Below are 19,186 nucleotides of genomic sequence, written 5' to 3'. Positions count from 1 at the left end.
CAGTCACGAGGGGGCGCCCCGATGGGCGACACGGGTTCAATGACGTACGAGAAGGGGGCCGCGGCGCCGCGCGCGGATCCGGAGGACGAGCCTCCGCGACAGCTCAAGCGAAAGCTGGGCAAGGCGGACTTACGGGCCGTCCCGGAGACGAGGCGGGCGCTGCGCGAACTCCTGCTGCACTGGGGCAGGCCCGGAAGATCGGAGGTGGCGGAGCTGCTCACCAGCGAGCTCGTGACGAACGCGCTGGTGCACACGGACTGCGAGGCGGAACTCACGGCGACCGTGGGGGCGCGCTCCCTGCGGGTCGAGGTCCGTGACTTCGTCTCGCGCAGGCCCAAGCCACGCGTACCGCACGCCGACGACGGTACGCACGGCACCAGTGGGCGCGGCCTCATCCTGGTGCAGTCCCTCGCGGACGCCTGGGGCGTCGCGGCGCTCGGCCCGGATGCCACGGGCAAGGTGGTCTGGTTCGAACTGGACGGCGGCGTCGCGTGATCTGATCCCACGACGCCGCCGTGCCACGGACGGGCTCAACCGAGCTGCTGCTCAAGGTCCTTGAGCTTCTGCTCCAGAGAGTCGAGCCGGGGCAGCGCCTGCGTGTCGTCCTCCGCCGTGAGGTCGACGGTGACGGGCGCCTTCTGGTCACGGGACTTACGGATGCCCTTGACGGCCTGCAAAGAGGGACGGGCGCGCAGCGGAAGCTGTTCCGGTGCGGGCGCCGCCTGCGGTAGTTCCGACGGCGAGGCCGCCGCCGGTATGGCGGACTCCGGGCCGCTCTGCCCGGAAGCGCCGGCCTCCACCTGCCGGGGGTCACGCGCGCCGAAACCACGGCTCAGCGCCTTCAGTTGGGCACGCTCCAGCTTCTGGTGCTCGCGCTGGCGCATCCGGTGCTGCGTCTTCTCCCGCTTGTCCTCGCGCACCTCGTCCACGGCCTCGTCGAGGGTGCGCACATTCTCCAGGAGCATCAACGACCAGGCGCTGTACGTCTCCAGGGGCGCGCGCAGCCAGCGCACCATCCGGATCTGCGGCAACGGCCGCGGCACCAGGCCCTGTTCGCGCAGCGCCGCGCGGCGCGTCTGCTTCAGGGCGCGGTCGAAGAGGACGGCCGCCGACAGGGACATCCCCGCGAAGAAGTGCGGGGCGCCCGCGTGGTCCAACCCTCGTGGCGCGTGTACCCAGTTGAACCAGGCGGCGGCCCCGGCGAACGTCCACACGAGTATCCGGGAGCCGAGCGCGGCGTCGCCGTGGCTGGCCTCGCGCACGGCGAGCACCGAACAGAACATCGCGGCGCCGTCGAGTCCGAAGGGGACGAGGTATTCCCATCCCCCGGTCAGATTCAGGTTCTGCTGGCCGAAGCCGACCAGGCCGTGGAAGGAGAGCGCGGCGGCGACGGCCGCGCAGCAGAACAGCAGCACGTACGAGGCGGTGCCGTAGACGGCCTCCTTGCGCCTGCGGCGCTCCTCGCTGCGTTCCCACGATTCGTCGGAGAACGCTCCCGCGTCCTTCTTGCTGCCCCCGGCGCGCCTGCCGCGCGCGAGCACTGCGACCGCCGCCAGCATGCCCAGGAGCAGTACGGCGCCCGGAAGCAGCCAATCCAGCGATATGTCGGTCAGTCTCATCTGGGGTCCCTTGCATCGCGATAGGGCTGAACGGCGCCATATTGGCCCAGCCGCCCGAGCCCGCAGGGGGTTTCGGGGCAAGAGAACGCCATTGGTGTGCAAGGGGGCGCGTAAAGCGGTCGTACGCTCGAACTCCCGCCGGTAAAACGGCAGTTGAGTTCGAATTACGTCACTCGTACGAGTGGTTCAGGCTGCCGCGGTTGCGGTGAGCCTGCCGACCCGGTCCGCGTCACAGGTACGCGGACAGGTCACGCAGGTGTCCTGCGGGCGCAGCGTGTAGAACATGCAGCAGCTCGCGCGGTCACGGGTCGGCAGCAACTCCCCGTCGGGGCCCGTCAGTTCGCGGAACGCGGCCTTCCCGACGTACGGCTTCGTGGCGCCGGGCAGCAGCGCCTCCAGGTCGGTCATGGCGCGCCGCTCCTCGCCGAGGAGGTGGCCGACGTACCAGAGGGACTCGACGATCTCGTCCGTCGCCATGCCCCACAGGGCGCGCGGGCCGCGCCGCATCCGCGGCCCGAAGCCGCCGAGGACGGGCTGGAGATGTTCGGCGACGGCCGCGCGGACCTCGGCGCGCAGGGCCTCCTCGTCGGGGACGACGCGGGCGCCCGGCATGTTCGCCGCCGGGTCGCCCGGGAGGCAGGCGAACTCGGTGACGCGGACGGCGAGCCGGCCGTGCGTGCGTTGGAAGGCGACCTCGGACGCGGGGAAGCGGGGGACGCGGCGGTGCAGGAACCAGGGGATCGTGATGAGCAGGCAGGCGGGCCAGGCGTAGCGGTGCAGGCCGAAGCTCGCGATGACGTCGGGGCGGGCGCGGGTGCCGTAGTCCTTGAGTACCTGCGCGTCGTCCCACGCGAGGAAGGCGTCGAGCGCGGCGCCGCCCTCGGCGAGCCGCTCGATGTGCACCCAGCCGGGCCCCCCGGGCAGCGCCTCGCCCACGGGCACCTCGGTGACGCCCAGGCCCGGGAACACCTCGGTGAGGCGGGCGTACGCGGCCGAGACCGCGCTGGGAGGCGCGCCGAGCGCCGACGTGGTGAAGGGCATGCGGGGCCACCGATTCACGATCGTTTACAGGTAAGCCTTACCTTACCCGAACGGGGCGGGGTTTGAACTGTCGGCCCGGCCCTCTATCGTTCGTCGTTGAGCTTCGGACAAACGGCAAGGAACGGCGGCGAAGGGGATGACCGGGGTGGAGCGGGCGAGACCACGCGCGGCACACGACTCCTCCATGGGAGTGCCGGAGCAGCGGTCGGCGTCGCGGTGGGCGCCGCAGTCCCCTGTACCCGCTCCCTCAGTGCCCGCTCCCGCCGCGCCGGCGTCCGTTCCCGAGCAGAGCCGTGGCGATCACACCCACAGCGAGCCTCCCGCGCCGCGACTCGCGCCGCGCGGGGCGGTCGAGCGGACGTCCGTGCGCGGCCAGGTGCTCGACGCGCTGCGGGCCGCGCTCGTCTCCGGCGATCTCACGCCCGGCGAGGTGTACTCGGGTCCCGCCCTGGGGGAGCGCTTCGGGGTCTCGGCGACGCCGGTGCGCGAGGCGATGCAGCAGCTGGCGCGCGAGGGCGCGGTCGAGGTCGTGCCCAACCGGGGGTTCCGGGTGACCCGGCGTTCGGACCGTGAGCTGGCCGAGCTCGCGGAGGTGCGGGCGCTCGTCGAGGTGCCGGTGGTGACGCGGCTCGCGCGTACGGTCGCGCCCGCGCGGTGGGCCGAACTGCGGCCGCTGGCCCGCGCCACGACGGCCGCCGCGGCAGTGGGGGACCGGGCGGGGTACGCGGAGGCGGACCGTGCGTTCCACCGCGCGCTTCTCGCGTTCGCCGGCAACGACCAGGTGGTCCGGGTCGCCGAGGACCTGCACCGGCAGGTGGGGTGGGCGGCGTCCGACCTCGCCGTCGACGCGATGCAGCACGCCGCGCTGCTGGACGCGTTGGAGGCGCGGGACTGTGGCGCGGTGACCGTTCTGGTGCGGGAGCACATCGGAGGGTGACGGCCTGCCGTCCCTACGCCGCGGGGCTCCGCCCCGGACCCCGCTGCTCAAGCGCCGCAGGGGCTTGAGCAGGCAACACCCCTGCCAGCCACGTCGGTACGCCGTCCAGGAGGCGGAACAAGCGGCCCGCCTCCGCGCGCAGGCGCGCCTTCGTGTCCGGCTCCGGCTCGGCCTCCGCCAGGGACGCGAGGGCCGGGGCCGTGCCGACCAGGTAGCCGAGTTCCTCGCGTATGCGCAGGGACTCCGTGAAACCGTGCCGCGCCTCCGCCAACTCACCCTCACGCAGGGCGAGTCCGGCGAGATGGCGCCAGGTGAAGGAGAGCAGGAGCGCGTCGCCGTGGGCCGTCGCGCCCGCGTGGGCCCTGCGGTACGCCGCGCGGGCCGCCTGCGGTGAGTCCGCCAGGTTCTCCGACATCAGGCCGCGCCGGAAGTCGAGCAACGCGCGGCCGGGCGCACCCGGGGCGATGAGCGCCGCCGCCCTGCCGAACGCCGAACGGGCCTCGTCGGAACGGTCCCGCGTCTTCAACAACGTCGCGGCGTAGGCGAGTTGGCCGCGTTCGCAGGCCGCGGCCCCGCGCTCCTCGTCCGTGTGGGCCAGCGCCTCCGCGGCCCGCAGGGCGTCCTCCGCGTCCGCCCACCCCTGCTCCGTGTACAGGCACCGCTCCACCAGTAGCGCCGCCCGTTGCAGGGCCGCCCCCGCGTCCGTCGTCGCGTGATGGTCGAGGAGCGCCGCGGCGTCGGCCCAGCAGCCGCGCGAACGCAGCCGCCATACCGCGGTCTGGAGTGGATCGTCCGCTGTGTTCGTTCCGGTACCAGACATGGCGGTATACGCCACATTGCCCTCCCGAGCACGCCATCGAGCCGAGTTGCCGTGGGGCATCTCAGCACGGATCAAGGCGCCCGGCCAAGGGGGTGGGTGAAAGATTTCACAAAGGGATGGGGTTCCCGGGCGCACCCAAGATCGCTAGGGCGGTGCGCAGGGGGTTGATGGGACGTCAGCTCATCCGCAACGCCAGGAAGAAGTCCAACTTGTCCTCCAGGCGCGAAAGATCACGACCCGTCAGCTGCTCGATGCGGCCCACGCGGTACCGCAGCGTGTTCACGTGCAGATGCAGCCGGGACGCGCAGCGGGTCCACGAGCCGTCGCAGTCGAGGAACGCCTCCAGCGTCGTGATCAGCTCGGCCCGGTGCTTGTGGTCGTAATCACGAAGGGGGTCGAGCAGGCGGGCCGTGAACGCGCGGCGTACGTCGTCCGGGACGAACGGCAGGAGCAGGACGTGGGACGCCAGCTCCTGGTGGCCCGCCGCGCAGACCACGCCCGTGCGGGCGGCCGCCACGCGTCGTGCGTGCCGCGCCTCCTCAAGGGCGCCGCGCAGCCCCTCCGCGGAGTGCACCGCGGCGCTCACGCCGATCGCCAGGCGCCCGTCGTCGGCGAGCCCGGCCGCGAGGGGTTCGCGCACGGCGGTCAGCAGCGTGTCCGCGAGCAGGCCCTGCTCCGAGCCGTCGTGCTCCGCGGCCACGGCGGGCAGCGGCATCAGGGCGATCGCCTCGTCCCCGGAGTGCGCCACGGCGATCCGGTCGGACGGCTCGGCGGCGTCCGGGCGCGCCCCGGCCTCCGGGGCGATGAGGATCTCCTCCAGGAGCGACTGGGCCACGGCCCCGCCCTCGGCCTTCTCGCCCCCCTGGTCCGTCCACTCCACGCGCGCCACGACGACCTGCCAGTGCGGGGCCGCGCCAAGACCCGGCAGCAGCACGGGCGCCGCGACGCGCAGGCGCGCCGCGATCTCCGCGGGGGCCGCGCCCGCCTGCACCAGCTCCAGGACCTCCTGCGCGAGCCTGCGCCGCACCGTGCGCGCCGCGTCCCGCCGCTCGCGCTCCACCGAGATCAGCTGCGTGACGCCCTGCAACAGGTCGAGCCGCTCCTCCGGCCAGTCGCCCGCGTCGGCCTCGACGGCGAGCAGCCAGTCCGCGAGGGCGCTCGCCCGCGTGTCGGCGGAGGGCGCGGGGGCGGCCGGCCCGTCCTTCGGCGCGGAGCGGACCGGGAACAGCGAGTACGTGACCCCTTCCACCGACACCCGGTGCGGGCTGCGCCGCCCGGTGCGCAGGGCCGCCAGGTGCTCGGCGGCGAGCCGGGTGCGGATCTCCGCTGGCAGCTCGGGCCCGGCCGCCGACGAGCCCGCGATCGCGCGCCCCGTCGGGGAGAGCACCCACGCCCGCAGGTCCAGGTCGCTGCCGAGCAGGTCGAGGACGACGTCCGGGCCGCCGCCAGCGGGCCCCGACGTCATCAGGCGCCGGTGCCGGTCGACGACCGCCGCGAGGTCCCCGGCGCGCTCGCCGGAGACCTGGCGCACGACGTGCTCGGTGATCGTCCCGAACGCCACCGACTGGGCCACCGAGAACAGCGGGACGCGGTGCCGGGCGCAGGCCTCGACGAAGTCCTCGGGGACGTAGCCGAACTCGGCGGTGCCCGCGGCGACGGCCGCGACGCCCGCCGCGGCCATCAGCCGGGCGAAGGGCTCCGAGTCGGCCGGCTCCCGGTGCCAGGCCAGGCCCGTGAGGACCAGCTCGCCCCCGGACAGATAGCGGCTGGGGTCCCGCAGGTCCGTCGTCATCACGCCGCGGACGGTGCGGTCGAGCTCCTCCTCGCCGCCGAGGAGCCTGAGGCCCAGCGCGTCCGTGTCCAGCAATGCGCGCAGCCGCATGTCTTCGTCGCCGCCGATCTGTCTCGAAGTCGTACCCAAGTGGAACCCCGCGGACCTGTGGCCTGGGTTTCCGGGGAAAAACGGTGAGGTTACTGATGCCACCCGTTCATACGAATCTACAAGACACCCCCGCGGGCCAGCCAACGCGTTCATGTTTTCCGTGACTGACACTGCCGGAGCACAGGCGGTGTACTGGCCTCACTCCGCGTGAACAGCACATGGACAGAACCGCACGAGCCCCTGTGATCCGCACATCCCGTGGCTCGATCGCATCGCCCCCGACGACGCACGAACCACGCACGATCCCTGCCCGATCCACGAACCTCACGGAGAAGAGGGCCGTTATGGACTTCCTTCGCCCCGGCAGCTGGGAGGAGGCGCTCGCCGCGAAGGCCGAGCACCCCACAGCCGTGCCGATCGCAGGCGGCACCGATGTCATGGTCGAGATCAACTTCGACCACCGCCGCCCCGAGTACCTGCTCGACCTCAACCGCATCGGTGAGCTGAGTGAGTGGGAGGTGGGCGGGGGGCCTCAGGGCGACACCGTCCGGCTCGGCGCCTCCGTCCCGTACACCAAGATCATGGAGCACCTGCGCGGTGAGCTGCCGGGGCTCGCCCTCGCCTCGCACACCGTCGCCTCCCCGCAGATCCGCAACCGCGGCGGCGTCGGCGGCAACCTCGGCACCGCCTCGCCGGCCGGTGACGCCCACCCGGCGCTGCTCGCCTCCGGCGCCGAGGTCGAGGTGGAGTCGGTCCGCGGCTCCCGGCGCATCCCGATCGACGAGTTCTACACGGGGGTCAAGCGCAACGCCCTCGCCGAGGACGAGCTGATCCGCGCCGTGCACATCAAGAAGGCCGAGGGGCCGCAGCAGTTCTCCAAGGTCGGCACGCGCAACGCGATGGTCATCGCCGTCTGCGCCTTCGGCCTCGCCCTGCACCCCGAGTCCCGCACCGTGCGCACCGGCATCGGCTCGGCCGCGCCCACGCCGGTCCGCGCCAAGGAGGCGGAGGAGTTCCTCGCCGCCGCGCTCGACGAGGGCGGGTTCTGGGACAACGGAAAGGTCATCACCCCGTCGGTCGCCAAGCAGTTCGCCACGCTGTGCTCCGGCGCCTGCAACCCGATCGACGACGTGCGGGGCACCGCCTCGTACCGCCGTCACGCGGTCGGCGTCATGGCGCGCCGCACGCTGACCTGGGCCTGGGAGTCGTACCGCGGCTCGGGCACTCGCACGGAGGGAGCCGCGTAATGCGCGTCAATTTCACGGTCAACGGCCGTAAGCAGGAAGCCGACGACGTCTGGGAGGGCGAGTCCCTTCTCTACGTGCTGCGCGAGCGGATGGGGCTTCCGGGATCGAAGAACGCGTGCGAGCAGGGGGAGTGCGGATCCTGCACCGTCCGGCTCGACGGCGTGCCCGTCTGTTCGTGTCTGGTGGCCGCCGGACAGGTCGAGGGCCGCGAGGTCGTCACCGTCGAGGGCCTCGCCGACCACGCCAAGTCCCGCGCGTGCAGCGGAAGTTCGCACGGTACGACGCTTCAGGACGCGCAGGGCTGGTCCGCCAAGGGTGCCGACTCGCAGACCGGTGAGGGCGGCGAACTCGCCCCGATCCAGCAGGCGTTCATCGACGCCGGTGCCGTCCAGTGCGGTTTCTGCACGCCCGGCCTCCTGGTCGCGGCCGACGAGATGCTGGAGCAGAACCCGAGCCCGTCAGACGCGGACATCCGCGAGGCGCTCTCCGGGAACCTCTGCCGCTGCACCGGCTACGAGAAGATCATGGACGCGGTCCGGCTCGCCGCCGCGCGGCAGTCGCAGCCCGAGGGAGTCTGAGCAGCATGGGTACGACAGGAATCCCCGGCAAGGTCACCCAGGGATCGCAGACCAAGGGCGGCATCGGTGAGTCCACACTCCGCCCGGACGGCACCCTCAAGGTCACCGGCGAGTTCGCGTACTCGTCCGACATGTGGCACGAGGACATGCTGTGGGGCCACATTCTGCGCTCCACCGTCGCGCACGCCGAGATCGTCTCCATCGACACGGGCGAGGCCCTCGCAACTCCCGGTGTCTACGCGGTACTCACGTACGACGACCTCCCCACCGCGGTGAAGAACTACGGCCTGGAGATCAAGGACACCCCGGTCCTCGCGCACGGCAAGGTCCGCCACCACGGCGAGCCAGTCGCCTGCATCGCGGCCGACCACCCGGAGACCGCGCGGCGCGCCGCCGCCAAGATCAAGGTCGAGTACCGCGAGCTGCCCGTCATCACCGACGAGGCCTCCGCGACCGCGCCCGACGCGGTGCTCGTTCACGAGAACCGCGACGACCACCACATCGGTCACGTCCCGCACCCCAACATCGTGCACCGCCAGCCGATCGTCCGCGGCAACGCCGAAGAGGCCGCCAAGAAGGCCGACTTCATCGTCAAGGGCGAGTACACCTTCGGCATGCAGGACCAGGCCTTCCTCGGCCCCGAGTCCGGCCTCGCCGTGCCGGCCGAGGACGGCGGCGTCGACCTCTACGTCGCCACCCAGTGGCTGCACTCGGACCTCGGCCAGATCGCCCCCGTCCTCGGCCTGCCCGAGGACAAGGTCCGGATGACGCTGTCCGGCGTCGGCGGCGCCTTCGGCGGCCGCGAGGACCTGTCGATGCAGATCCACGCGTGCCTCCTCGCACTGCGCACCGGCAAGCCCGTCAAGATCGTCTACAACCGTTTCGAGTCCTTCTTCGGGCACGTCCACCGCCACCCGGCGAAGCTGTACTACGAGCACGGGGCCACGCGCGACGGCAAGTTGACGCACATGAAGTGCCGCATCGTGCTGGACGGCGGCGCCTACGCCTCGGCCTCCCCGGCCGTCGTCGGCAACGCCTCGTCGCTCGCGGTCGGCCCGTACGTGCTCGACGACGTCGACATCGAGGCCATCGCGCTCTACTCCAACAACCCGCCCTGCGGCGCCATGCGCGGCTTCGGCGCGGTCCAGGCGTGCTTCGCGTACGAGGCGCAGATGGACAAGCTGGCCGACAAGCTGGGCATGGACAGGGTCGAGTTCCGGCAGCTCAACGCCATGGAGCAGGGCACCATCATGCCGACGGGCCAGCCCGTCGACTCGCCCGCTCCGGTCGCCGAACTCCTGCGCCGCGTCAAGGCGATGCCGCTGCCGCCCGAGCGCCAGTGGGAGTCCAGCGAGGGCGCCGACGTGCGCCAGCTTCCCGGCGGCCTGTCCAACACCTCGCACGGCGAGGGCGTCGTACGCGGTGTCGGCTACGCGGTCGGCATCAAGAACGTCGGCTTCTCCGAGGGCTTCGACGACTACTCAACAGCCCGTGTCCGCATGGAAGTTGTCGGCGGCGAGCCGGTGGCCACCGTGCACACCGCGATGGCCGAGGTCGGCCAGGGCGGCGTCACCGTGCACGCGCAGATCGCCCGCACCGAACTGGGAGTCACGCAGGTGACCATCCACCCGGCCAACACCCAGGTGGGGTCCGCCGGTTCGACCTCCGCGTCGCGCCAGACGTACGTCACCGGCGGCGCCGTCAAGAACGCCTGCGAGCTGGTCCGCGAGAAGGTCCTCGACCTCGGCCGCCGCAAGCTGGGCACCTACCACCCCGCGTGGGCCACCGCCGAACTCCTCCTGGAGGGCGGCAAGGTCGTCACCGACGGCGGCGAGGTCCTCGCCGACCTCGTCGACGTGCTCGAGGGCGAGGCCGTCGAGGTCGAGGAGGAGTGGCGGCACCGCCCCACCGAGGCCTTCGACCTGCGCACCGGGCAGGGCAACGGGCACGTCCAGTACTCCTTCGCCGCACACCGCGCCGTCGTCGAGGTGGATACAGAGCTGGGACTTGTCAAGGTCGTCGAGCTGGCCTGCGCCCAGGACGTCGGCAAGGCGCTCAACCCGCTGTCCGTGATCGGGCAGATCCAGGGCGGCACCACACAGGGCCTCGGCATCGCGGTGATGGAGGAGATCATCGTCGACCCGAAGACCGCCAAGGTCAGGAACCCGTCCTTCACGGACTACCTGATCCCCACGATTCTCGACACGCCGACCATCCCGGTCGACGTGCTCGAACTCGCCGACGACCACGCCCCGTACGGGCTGCGCGGTATCGGTGAGGCCCCGACCCTGTCGTCGACCCCGGCCGTCCTCGCGGCGATCCGGAACGCGACGGGTCTGGAGCTCGACCGGACCCCGGTCCGGCCCGAGCACCTGACGGGCACGGCTCCGGCCTAGTCCGCCTCCCCGCGGGGTGACGGCCGCTTCTCTGAGGCACCGTCACCCCGCCGCTCCTCCTCTGCGTCTCGGGCCGTCCCCCGGGTCGTGCAGCCATCCCAAAACCCGTGTGCCGTACGGCAGTTCACGGGAGCCCCTTTGAACCTTGGGAAACGAGGCACCATGACCCAGCAGTCCGTGGAGCCCAAGACCACCGCCGACGACGCGGGCGCGGGCTCGCGCCAGCCCGCCGGCAGGTCTTGGCTCGACCGCTACTTCCACATATCCGACAGAGGATCGACGTTCGCCCGCGAGGTGCGCGGCGGCATCACCACCTTCATGGCGATGTGTTACATCCTCCTGCTCAACCCGCTGCTGCTCGGCGGCCCCGACGCATCGGGCAACAAGCTCAGCCACGCCGGACTGATCACCGCGACCGCGCTCGCCGCCGCCGTGTGCACCCTGCTGATGGGCTTCCTCGGCAAGGTCCCGCTGGCGCTCGCCGCCGGCCTGTCCGTATCCGGCGTGCTCGCCACCCAGGTCGCGCCCAACATGACGTGGCCGCAGGCCATGGGCATGTGCGTGATGTACGGCGTGGTGATCGTGCTGCTGGTCGTCACCGGCCTGCGCGAGATCATCATGAACGCGATCCCGCTGGCCCTGAAGCACGGCATCACCATCGGCATCGGCATGTTCATCGCCCTGATCGGCCTGGTCAACGCCGGGTTCGTCGGCAAGGGCAACCCGGTGACCCTGGGCACGGGCGGTCAGCTCAAGGGCTGGCCCGTCCTCCTCTTCGCGATCACCCTGCTGCTCATCTTCATGCTCCAGGCCCGCAACATCCCCGGCGCGATCCTCATCGGCATCGTCGCCGGCACGGTCCTCGCCGTCATCGTCAACGCGGTCTTCGACCTCAGCCCGAAGGTCTGGGGCGGCAGCCCGCCCGAACTGACCGGCAGCGCGGTGTCGATGCCCGACTTCTCGCTCTTTGGCCACGTCGAGTTCGGCGGCTGGGACTCCATCGGCGGGATGACCGTCGGAATGATCGTCTTCACGCTTGTCCTCGCCGGGTTCTTCGACGCGATGGCCACGATCATCGGCGTCGGCACCGAGGCGAAGCTCGCCGACGACAAGGGCCGAATGCCGGGCCTGTCCAAGGCGCTGTTCATCGACGGTGCCGGCGGCGCGATCGGCGGTGTGGCGGGGGCCTCCGGGCAGACCGTCTTCATCGAGTCGGCGACGGGTGTCGGCGAGGGCGCACGCACCGGTCTGTCCTCGGTGGTCACCGGCTTCCTCTTCGCGCTCGGCCTGTTCTTCACGCCGCTCGCGCAGATCGTGCCCGGCCAGGTCGCCGCCGCCGCGCTCGTCGTCATCGGCGCGATGATGATGCAGAACGCCCGGCACGTGGACTGGTCCGACCGGGCCGTCGCGGTGCCGGTGTTCCTGACCGTGGCGCTGATGCCGTTCACGTACTCGATCACGGCGGGTGTCGGCGCGGGTGTCATCGCCTACACCGCGATCAAGGCGGCGCAGGGCAAGTTCCGCGAGATCGGCGCGTTCATGTGGGTGCTGACGCTCGTCTTCATCGTGTACTTCGCCCTGCACCCGATCGAGAGCTGGATGGGCGTCAAGTAGCCCACTTTCCGTCGTCGTACGCCGTACGCGGCCGTACGTATCTGTGAGGAGACCGAGACATGCTGGACATCGCCGATGAGCTGTACCGGTGGGTCGAGCAGGGGCGCGAGTTCGCCGTGGCCACCGTGGTGGCCGTCGGCGGCAGCGCGCCCCGGCAGCCGGGCGCGGCGCTCGCCGTCGACAGCGAGGGCACCGCGATCGGCTCGGTCTCCGGCGGGTGCGTGGAAGGCGCGGTGTACGAACTGTGCGCGCAGGCCCTCGAGGACGGTGAGCCGGTCCTCGAACGGTTCGGCTACAGCGACGACGACGCCTTCGCCGTGGGACTCACCTGCGGCGGCGTCATCGACATCCTCGTCACGCCTGTACGGGCGTCTGATACGGCCGTACTTGACGCGCTCCGCACCGCCGCCACGGGGGAGGCGGCGGCGCTCGCGCGCATCGTGTCGGGGCCGGACGAACTGATGGGGCGGGCGGTGCTCGTCCGCCCCGACGGCTCGTACGAGGGCGGGTTCGGGGCCCATCCCGAGCTGGACCGCACCGTGGCGGGGGAGGCGGCGGCGTTCCTCGACGCGGGGCGCACCGGCACGCTGGAGATCGGCGAGCAGGGCTCACGCTGCGGATCCCCGCTCACGATCCTCGTGGAGTCGTCCGTACCCGCGCCCCGCATGATCGTGTTCGGCGCGATCGACTTCGCGTCGGCGCTGGTGCGGATGGGCAAGTTCCTGGGGTACCGGGTCACGGTGTGCGACGCCCGTCCGGTGTTCGCGACGGCGGCGCGGTTCCCCGACGCCGACGAGATCGTGGTCGAGTGGCCGCACACGTACCTGGAGCGGGTGTCGGCGGAGATCGACGGTCGTACGGTGCTGTGCGTCCTCACCCACGACGCCAAGTTCGACGTGCCACTCCTCCGGCTCGCGCTGCGGCTCCCGGTCGCGTACGTGGGGGCCATGGGGTCGCGGCGCACCCACCTGGACCGCAATGAACGGTTGCGCGAGGTGGGCGTCACCGAACTGGAACTGGCGCGCCTGCGGTCCCCGATCGGGCTCGACCTCGGGGCCCGTACGCCGGAGGAGGTGGCGGTCTCCATCGCTTCCGAAATCGTCGCGTCCCGCCGGGGCGGCACCGGAGCATCCCTGACGGGCGCCCACACCCCCATCCACCACGACCCGACCTCGGCGCGGCGGATGGATTCGGTGGCGTGAGGTGTGGCGGGGCGACCCGGGGGGCGTTGACTTGGGCTGCCGGCTAGGTCCGACTTGGCGGCCCGAGGGGGTTTGCTTGGGCTGGGTCGACTGAGGTGGACCGGGATTTGCCGGGTCGGATGCGCTGTCCCGTGGGACGCGCGGCACCGGCGTGTTGTCGGCTGTGCCGGTTCCCGGTCATCTCCCACCCACCCGCCCCCCACCGGAGGGGGGCGGGTGGGTGGGAGATGGGCGGCGTGTCGGGTCTGAGGCCGGGGCGGCGCCGGGCATATCAAGCCCCTCCGGCGTTTGAGGAGCGGGGTTCGGGGCGGAGCCCCGGGTTTTGAAGTCCGGTTCAGGGCGACGGCTCACCCGGTCCCGGGGAGGCGTCCCGAGGGGCGACACCAACAAGCGGAGCGTGTCGCGTACTTGACGTTCAAGGTGGCGCGGCCGAGGCTGTGGGAGCGCTCCCGCAGAGCCGGCGGAAGCCTTCCATGAGGCCCGCCCCGTTGCTCAGGCCGTTCGACCGGACCCCAGGAGTCACCGTGCGAAGACCCTTCAGACTCGCCGCGATCGCCGCACTCGCCGTCCTCACCCTCTCCGCCGCCCCGCAGGCCACCGGTGCCGAGTCGGCGGCGGACGGCGGCCGTGGCCACAAGCTCTACGTACCCGAACCCAACCCGGACGCCGTGCGGCAGATCGCCGGGCTCGTCAAAACGGGCCAGTACCGCGACGCCGCCCGGATCACCGCGATGATCGCCACACCGCAGGCCGTCTGGTTCGGCGACCAGAGCCCGGCCGAGGTCGAGAAGCTCACCCGCGACGTGGCCAGGGACGCCGACCGCCGCGACGCCCTCCCCGTGTTCGCGCTCTACAACGTTCCGGGCCGCGACTGCTCCAACTACTCGGCCGGCGGCGCCGCCACCACCGCCGAGTACCAGGCCTGGATCGACGCCGTCGCCCGCGGCATCGGCTCCCGCGACGCCATGGTCGTCCTCGAACCCGACGCGCTGGCCCTGCTCCCCGCCGACTGCGGCCAGGACGACGCCCAGGGCACCAAGACCGCCGCGCGGTACGGCGAAGTCAATTACGCGGTCGACCAGTTGGAGCCGCTGCGCGGCACTCGTGTCTACCTCGACACCGGGCACCCCGGCTGGCACAGCGTCAACTCGATCGTGCCGCGCCTGATCAAGGGCGGCGTCGAACGGGCCGCCGGCTTCTACACCAACGCCTCCAACTACTTCACCGACGACGCCAACTCCTGGTACGGCAAGCTGATTTCGAGCTGCATCGCGTACGTCGAGAAGTCCTCCGGCGACGCCGCCGACTGCCCGAACCAGTGGACCCCGCACGCCGACGCGCAGGCCTGGATCGACGCACACGTACGCGTGCCGGCCTCCCGGATGGCGCACTTCGTGACGGACTCCAGCCGCAACGGCCGCGGCCCGTGGACCCCGCCCGCCGGCAAGTACACGGACGCCCAGGACTGGTGCAACCCGCCGGACCGCGGCCTCGGCGCCCGCCCGACCCTGCTGACCGGCGACCCTTCCCCAAGCTCTCGAACAACCTCGAGCAGGGGAGACCCCATTCAGGACGCCCGGCTGTGGATCAAGACGCCGGGGGAGTCGGACGGCCTGTGCCTGCGCGGCACCGCGGGTCCCGAGGACCCGGAGCGCGGCACGGTCGACCCGAAGGCCGGCGACTGGTTCCAGCAGCAGGCCCTCGAACTGGCGCGGTACGCCAATCCGCCGCTGCTGAGCGCGAAGTAGCGCCCACCCGGTCACCGCTTGTGCGGTGACGTTTCTCCAGTGACGCCCACCCCGTCGACGCCGTCCTCGCCGACGCCCGCCCCGCCGGAGTCGGCATCGGCATCGGCATCGTCGAGCAGCGCGTCCACCGCCCGCCCGAACACCCACCGCCCCGCCGCCGCGACCACCCGGTCCGCGGCGCGGGGCACCCCTCGTACCCGCAGCTCCTCGCGCCACTCGACGCGCGAGCCGCCGTCGCCCAGCGCCCGCACCTCGAACTCGGCCCAGCCGGTGACGACCCGGCCGCGCTTCTCCATCCGGCAGCGGCGCGGCGGCTGCCAGGCGACGACCTCCATCGGGTCGTCGAAGCCGCACCGGCCGACGCCGGTGCGCGCCACGAACACCGTGCCCGCCGCGTCCGGCGGCGGGGTCGTCACCGTGACACGGGTGAGCGGCACGGAGTCCCCGTGCCGCTCCCAGTCGGTCAGCCGCCGCCACGCCTCGGAGGCGCGCAGCGACGTGTCACGGACGATGCTGATATGGGCGGTCATGTCGTGATGGTAGGCACACGTCCGGGTGCGGGGTCCGCGCCCCCCGTTCGGGCGGCGTGTCGCGCGGGGCTCCAACTCGGCGCCCCGCGCGACCAGTTGCCCCGCTCCGGGCTGGTCAGGCCGCCTTGTACGCGGCGGCCAGCTTCTTCAGCGCCCCCTTGCGGTCGCCGGTGAGGGCGAGGTGCTCGGCCTCGGCGAACGGCTTGGCCCACGCCGCCGTCACCTTGCCGCCCGCCTTCTCCTGGATCTTGAGCCGGGCCTCGGCCACCGGATCCCGCTCACCCGCCCCCTTGTCCTTGCCGCTCGCCCTGGTCGTCAGCCCGTAGCCGTACGGGAACTGCGGATCGTACGAGGCGTCGCCCACGTTGATGGGGAGCTGGGCCTCGGACTTCGGCCAGGTGACCGGGAGTTGACCGGTGAAGGACCGCTTGCCGTAGAGGACGTCGGCCACGCCGTCGCCCTCCGTGCCCGGCAGCCAGGACGCGACGAGCGCGTCGATGTCGCCGAGCTGGTCGCCGATGAGCTGCGGGCGCCCGGAGACGATGAGCACGACGCACTTCATGGCGCCGCAGACCTTGTCCACGGCAGTCTTGTCGGCCGCCGACAGCGCGAGATCGTGACCGTTGCCGACGTCGCCGACGCCCTCCGCGTACGGGGTCTCGCCGACGACGACCACGCCGACGTCGTACCCGGACGTGGGCGCCGAGGCGTCCTTCGAGTAGTCGACCTTCGCGCCCGGCGCGGCCTTCTTCATCGCCTGGAGGATCGTGGTGCCGTCCGTGATCTTTCCGGAGGAGCCCTGCCAGGAGACGGTCCAGCCGCCGGTCTGGTTGCCGATGTCGTCGGCGTTGGACCCGGCGACGTACACCTTCTGCGAGGGCTTCAGCGGCAGCACGTTCCCGTCGTTCTTCAGGAGGACCTGCGACTTCGCCGCCGCCTCGCGTGCCACGGCGCGGTGCGCGGCGCCGCCGATCCGGTCGCTGTTGCTGGTGTCGGCGTACGGCTTCTCGAAGAGGCCGAGCTTGAACTTCTGCGTGAGGATTCGGGAGACCGCGTCGTTCACGCGCGCCTCGCTCACCCGGCCCGAGGTCGTCTCGGCGAGCAGGGTCTTCTCGAAGTCCGCGTACGCGTTCGGCACCATGATCATGTCGAGGCCCGCGTTGATCGACGTACGGACGTCCGAGGCGTAGTCGCCGGGGATCTGGTCGATGCCCGCGTAGTCGCTGATCACGAAGCCGTCGAAGCCGAGCTTCTTCTTCAACTCCCCATTGATCATCGCCGCGTTGGCGTGCATCTTCACGGGGCCCTGGTCGTCGCCGATGATGTCGAGCGAGGAGTACGAGGGCATGACCGTGCCCACCCCGCGCTTCACGGCCTCGCCGAAGGGTGCCAGGTGCACGGCCTCCAGCTCCTGCCGGGTGACCTTGGTGACGCCCTGGTCGATGGTGTACGCGCCGGTGGTCGAGGAGCCGTACTCGGTGCCGCCGTCGCCGACGTAGTGCTTGGCGGTGGCGAGCACCTTGTCGTTGCGGTCGAGGTCGCTGCCGTTCGCGCGGCCCTGGAAGCCCTGGATCATCGTCTCCATGGACTTGACGAGGGCCGGGTCCTCGCCGAAGGACTCGTAGGAGCGGCCCCAGCGTTCGTCGCGGGTCACGCAGAGGCAGGGCGCGAAGTCCCACGGGACGCCGGTCGCGCGTACCTCCGAGGCGGTAACCGCCCCGGTTTTCTCGGCGAGTTGGGGGTCGCGGCTCGCGCCGATGCCGATGTTGTGCGGCATGATCGTGGCGCCGACGACGTTGTTGTGGCCGTGCACCGCGTCCACGCCGTAGATCAGCGGGATCTGGAACCGCGTTGCCTGCGCCCGGAGTTGGTAGCCGTCGATCATCTTGGACCAGGCGGCGGGCGTGTTCGGGGTCGGTACGGAGCCGCCGCCGGAGAGCAGTGAGCCGAGGTTGTGGCTCGCGATGTCGCCCGGGGACTTCAGTGCGGCGCGCTCGGCCTGTGTCATCTGGCCGACCTTCTCCTCCAGGGACATCCGCGAGACGAGGTCGGCGACGCGCTTCTTGACCGGGAGCTTCGGGTCGAGATACGGCAGCCCTTGCGCGTCGATGACGACCTGCGGGGACTCGGCGGGCGGCTTGGCGCCGGTGACGGTCAGCTTCAGCGGGATCGTCTCGGCGGTCTCGGCCCGGGTGGAGTCCTTGGTGGTGGCGACCGTGACCGTCTTGGCGGCGCCGGACGCGGTGCCGGCGGGGAAGGTGACCTTGCCGGTGACCGGGGTGTAGTCCTTGCCGGCGTCGGCGGTGCCGCCCTCGGTGGCGTACTCGATGGTGACCGGGTCCTCGATCGGTACGTTCCCGGTGGTGGTCACGGACAGCTTCACCGCCGCCGAACCGCCCTCCTTCACCGGGTACACGGCCGCGTCCGTCGACACCTGTGCGCGCAGTGACTGATCGGCCTTGCCGTACAACTCCACGCCGTCCATGGCGAATTGGCTCTTCTTGCCGGTGGGCAGGGTGACCGCGTAGCCCCACATCTTGTCGAGCCCGAGGACGTGGTCGATGCCGCCGACGGGCTGGTAGTCCGTGCGGTACTCGAACTGCGTGAACGGCAGCTCGACCTGCTTCCAGCCGGTGAAGTCGTCGGTGAACGACGTCGTCCACAGCTCGGACGCCTCGCCGTGCGCGCCGCCGTCCTTGATCTCGTAGTTCAGCTTGCGGCCCGAGTCGTCGCCGTACCACCAGAAGCGGATGCCCTTGTGGGCCGACCAGTCGTGGGCGGGCTTGTCGGCGGCGTAGTCGTGGCTGAAGCCGCCGTAGCCGCTGATGTCGTAGGAGCCTTCGAGGACCTTGGCGCCCTCGGGGGCGTCGGCGCGCTCCTTGAGTTCGAGCTTGGGGTTGTCGTCCGTGTCGCCGCCCCAGGTGAAGAGGCCCTCGGCGGGCTGCGTGGCGAACGGCACCTCGCCCTCGAACCGGTCGACGGGGGTGGGGGCGGGGTCGTCGGCGGCGGAGGCGGCCGTGGTGCCGGTCAGCGGCAGCAGGCCCGCGGCCAGCGCCGATACGGCGATTAACGCGGCGCGTCTCCTGCGGCTGCCGCGGCCTCTGCGGCCTCTGCGGCCCGATCCGGTGGTGGTGTCGGTGTGACGCAAGGTTCCCTCCCGGTGGTCCCGTTGCGGGTGCTTGTGGTGCGTCGTGCCGTTTCCGAATTCAAGGCTTGAGTTAAAGGGGGAGGGGTGGGGGCGTCAAGGGTTCGGAACGTAAAGGGAGTTGGCCGTGAAATGGCGCCAGGTTGGCTACTTGTGACCGATTGACAGCGGGGTCGCGGCCCCCGATCGTTTGCTTCGGGGTGTGACACCTGACGGTTGGGGGACCGCGATGAGGTGGCAGGGGGACGCGCCGTCCGACGACGCGGATCGGGATCACGACGAGGGGCTCGGCCCGCCTCCGCGCTTGCCATCGCCTCCGCCGACGCCACCGTCTCCGCCGACGCCACCGGTCGCGCCCACGCCATCGACTCCGTCGGTGCCGTCGTCTCTTTCGGACTGGCGGGAGCCGTCGGAGTCCCTGTCGGCC

Annotated in this window: 14 protein-coding genes; 8 read left to right on the top strand and 6 right to left on the bottom strand. The window is 71.6% G+C overall.

Going from position 1 to position 19,186, the window contains the following annotated elements; all coding sequences use genetic code 11:
* Nucleotides 1–39 precede the first annotated feature (39 nt).
* A complete protein-coding gene (locus tag ACP4E5_RS12905; protein ID WP_425828133.1) occupies nt 40–495 on the top strand; it encodes an ATP-binding protein in 456 nt (151 codons plus the stop codon).
* A 35-nt stretch (nt 496–530) separates the two neighbouring features.
* Here ACP4E5_RS12905 and ACP4E5_RS12900 read toward each other — a convergent pair whose 3' ends face one another.
* Both ACP4E5_RS12900 and ACP4E5_RS12895 read right to left on the bottom strand, forming a co-directional pair.
* Nucleotides 531–1,619, bottom strand: coding sequence for a DUF2637 domain-containing protein (locus ACP4E5_RS12900; protein ID WP_425828132.1), 1,089 nt, complete (start codon nt 1,617–1,619; stop codon nt 531–533).
* 186 nt (nt 1,620–1,805) lie between these two features.
* Complete coding sequence (locus ACP4E5_RS12895) at nt 1,806–2,660, bottom strand: (2Fe-2S)-binding protein (RefSeq protein ID WP_425828130.1); 855 nt, start codon at nt 2,658–2,660, stop codon at nt 1,806–1,808.
* 136 nt (nt 2,661–2,796) lie between these two features.
* Between ACP4E5_RS12895 and ACP4E5_RS12890 the strand changes: the two genes are divergently transcribed.
* Nucleotides 2,797–3,597, top strand: coding sequence for a GntR family transcriptional regulator (locus ACP4E5_RS12890; RefSeq protein ID WP_425828128.1), 801 nt, complete (start codon nt 2,797–2,799; stop codon nt 3,595–3,597).
* Between the two features lie 13 nt (nt 3,598–3,610).
* Here the strand turns inward: ACP4E5_RS12890 and ACP4E5_RS12885 are convergent, their stop codons facing one another.
* Together ACP4E5_RS12885 and ACP4E5_RS12880 are read right to left on the bottom strand one after the other, a co-directional pair.
* Nucleotides 3,611–4,417 carry a hypothetical protein gene (locus ACP4E5_RS12885; RefSeq protein WP_425828126.1) on the bottom strand — a complete coding sequence of 269 codons (807 nt, stop codon included), beginning with the start codon at nt 4,415–4,417 and terminating at the stop codon, nt 3,611–3,613.
* Nucleotides 4,418–4,592: 175 nt separating this feature from the next.
* Nucleotides 4,593–6,299 (bottom strand): PucR family transcriptional regulator, encoded by a 1,707-nt coding sequence (locus ACP4E5_RS12880; RefSeq protein WP_425841267.1) that lies wholly within the window; start codon nt 6,297–6,299, stop codon nt 4,593–4,595.
* Nucleotides 6,300–6,643: 344 nt separating this feature from the next.
* On the opposite strand from ACP4E5_RS12880, the gene ACP4E5_RS12875 reads away from it, so the two are divergent.
* From ACP4E5_RS12875 to ACP4E5_RS12850, 6 genes are all read left to right on the top strand, one after another.
* Nucleotides 6,644–7,546 carry an FAD binding domain-containing protein gene (locus ACP4E5_RS12875; RefSeq protein WP_425828124.1) on the top strand — a complete coding sequence of 301 codons (903 nt, stop codon included), beginning with the start codon at nt 6,644–6,646 and terminating at the stop codon, nt 7,544–7,546.
* Nucleotides 7,546–8,124, top strand: a complete 579-nt coding sequence (locus ACP4E5_RS12870) for a (2Fe-2S)-binding protein (protein ID WP_425828122.1) — start codon at nt 7,546–7,548, stop codon at nt 8,122–8,124. Before ACP4E5_RS12875 ends, ACP4E5_RS12870 begins: the two co-directional genes overlap by 1 nt.
* Nucleotides 8,125–8,129: 5 nt before the next feature.
* The gene (locus ACP4E5_RS12865) at nt 8,130–10,520 is read left to right on the top strand and encodes a xanthine dehydrogenase family protein molybdopterin-binding subunit (protein ID WP_425828120.1); all 2,391 of its coding nucleotides are present in this window, start codon (nt 8,130–8,132) and stop codon (nt 10,518–10,520) included.
* A 162-nt stretch (nt 10,521–10,682) separates the two neighbouring features.
* Nucleotides 10,683–12,134, top strand: a complete 1,452-nt coding sequence (locus ACP4E5_RS12860; protein WP_425828118.1) for an NCS2 family permease — start codon at nt 10,683–10,685, stop codon at nt 12,132–12,134.
* Nucleotides 12,135–12,193: 59 nt separating this feature from the next.
* Entirely contained in the window at nt 12,194–13,336 is a 1,143-nt protein-coding gene (locus tag ACP4E5_RS12855) for an XdhC family protein (protein WP_425828116.1), read from the top strand.
* Nucleotides 13,337–13,860: 524 nt separating this feature from the next.
* The gene (locus ACP4E5_RS12850; RefSeq protein ID WP_425828114.1) at nt 13,861–15,084 is read left to right on the top strand and encodes a glycoside hydrolase family 6 protein; all 1,224 of its coding nucleotides are present in this window, start codon (nt 13,861–13,863) and stop codon (nt 15,082–15,084) included.
* An 11-nt stretch (nt 15,085–15,095) separates the two neighbouring features.
* Here the strand turns inward: ACP4E5_RS12850 and ACP4E5_RS12845 are convergent, their stop codons facing one another.
* A complete protein-coding gene (locus ACP4E5_RS12845) occupies nt 15,096–15,614 on the bottom strand; it encodes an SRPBCC family protein (protein WP_425828112.1) in 519 nt (172 codons plus the stop codon).
* A 115-nt stretch (nt 15,615–15,729) separates the two neighbouring features.
* A complete protein-coding gene (locus ACP4E5_RS12840) occupies nt 15,730–18,681 on the bottom strand; it encodes a glycoside hydrolase family 3 protein (protein WP_425841264.1) in 2,952 nt (983 codons plus the stop codon).
* Nucleotides 18,682–19,186 lie beyond the last annotated feature (505 nt).

This window comes from Streptomyces fractus, assembly GCF_049844455.1.
In the GTDB taxonomy this organism is placed as follows: domain Bacteria; phylum Actinomycetota; class Actinomycetes; order Streptomycetales; family Streptomycetaceae; genus Streptomyces; species Streptomyces fractus.
Note: the sequence above shows the minus strand (reverse complement) of the source record. Positions and strands in the feature narration are given on the sequence as shown.

What these genes read in the sequence shown, in the direction of transcription:
- ACP4E5_RS12865 (WP_425828120.1), top strand. Translation starts at nt 8,130, where the DNA reads ATGGGTACGACAGGAATCCCCGGCAAGGTCACCCAGGGATCGCAGACC.
- ACP4E5_RS12895 (WP_425828130.1), bottom strand. Translation starts at nt 2,660, where the DNA reads ATGCCCTTCACCACGTCGGCGCTCGGCGCGCCTCCCAGCGCGGTCTCG.
- ACP4E5_RS12890 (WP_425828128.1), top strand. Translation starts at nt 2,797, where the DNA reads ATGACCGGGGTGGAGCGGGCGAGACCACGCGCGGCACACGACTCCTCC.
- ACP4E5_RS12905 (WP_425828133.1), top strand. Translation starts at nt 40, where the DNA reads ATGACGTACGAGAAGGGGGCCGCGGCGCCGCGCGCGGATCCGGAGGAC.
- ACP4E5_RS12845 (WP_425828112.1), bottom strand. Translation starts at nt 15,614, where the DNA reads ATGACCGCCCATATCAGCATCGTCCGTGACACGTCGCTGCGCGCCTCC.
- ACP4E5_RS12885 (WP_425828126.1), bottom strand. Translation starts at nt 4,417, where the DNA reads ATGTCTGGTACCGGAACGAACACAGCGGACGATCCACTCCAGACCGCG.
- ACP4E5_RS12900 (WP_425828132.1), bottom strand. Translation starts at nt 1,619, where the DNA reads ATGAGACTGACCGACATATCGCTGGATTGGCTGCTTCCGGGCGCCGTA.
- ACP4E5_RS12875 (WP_425828124.1), top strand. Translation starts at nt 6,644, where the DNA reads ATGGACTTCCTTCGCCCCGGCAGCTGGGAGGAGGCGCTCGCCGCGAAG.
- ACP4E5_RS12870 (WP_425828122.1), top strand. Translation starts at nt 7,546, where the DNA reads ATGCGCGTCAATTTCACGGTCAACGGCCGTAAGCAGGAAGCCGACGAC.
- ACP4E5_RS12860 (WP_425828118.1), top strand. Translation starts at nt 10,683, where the DNA reads ATGACCCAGCAGTCCGTGGAGCCCAAGACCACCGCCGACGACGCGGGC.
- ACP4E5_RS12855 (WP_425828116.1), top strand. Translation starts at nt 12,194, where the DNA reads ATGCTGGACATCGCCGATGAGCTGTACCGGTGGGTCGAGCAGGGGCGC.
- ACP4E5_RS12880 (WP_425841267.1), bottom strand. Translation starts at nt 6,299, where the DNA reads ATGCGGCTGCGCGCATTGCTGGACACGGACGCGCTGGGCCTCAGGCTC.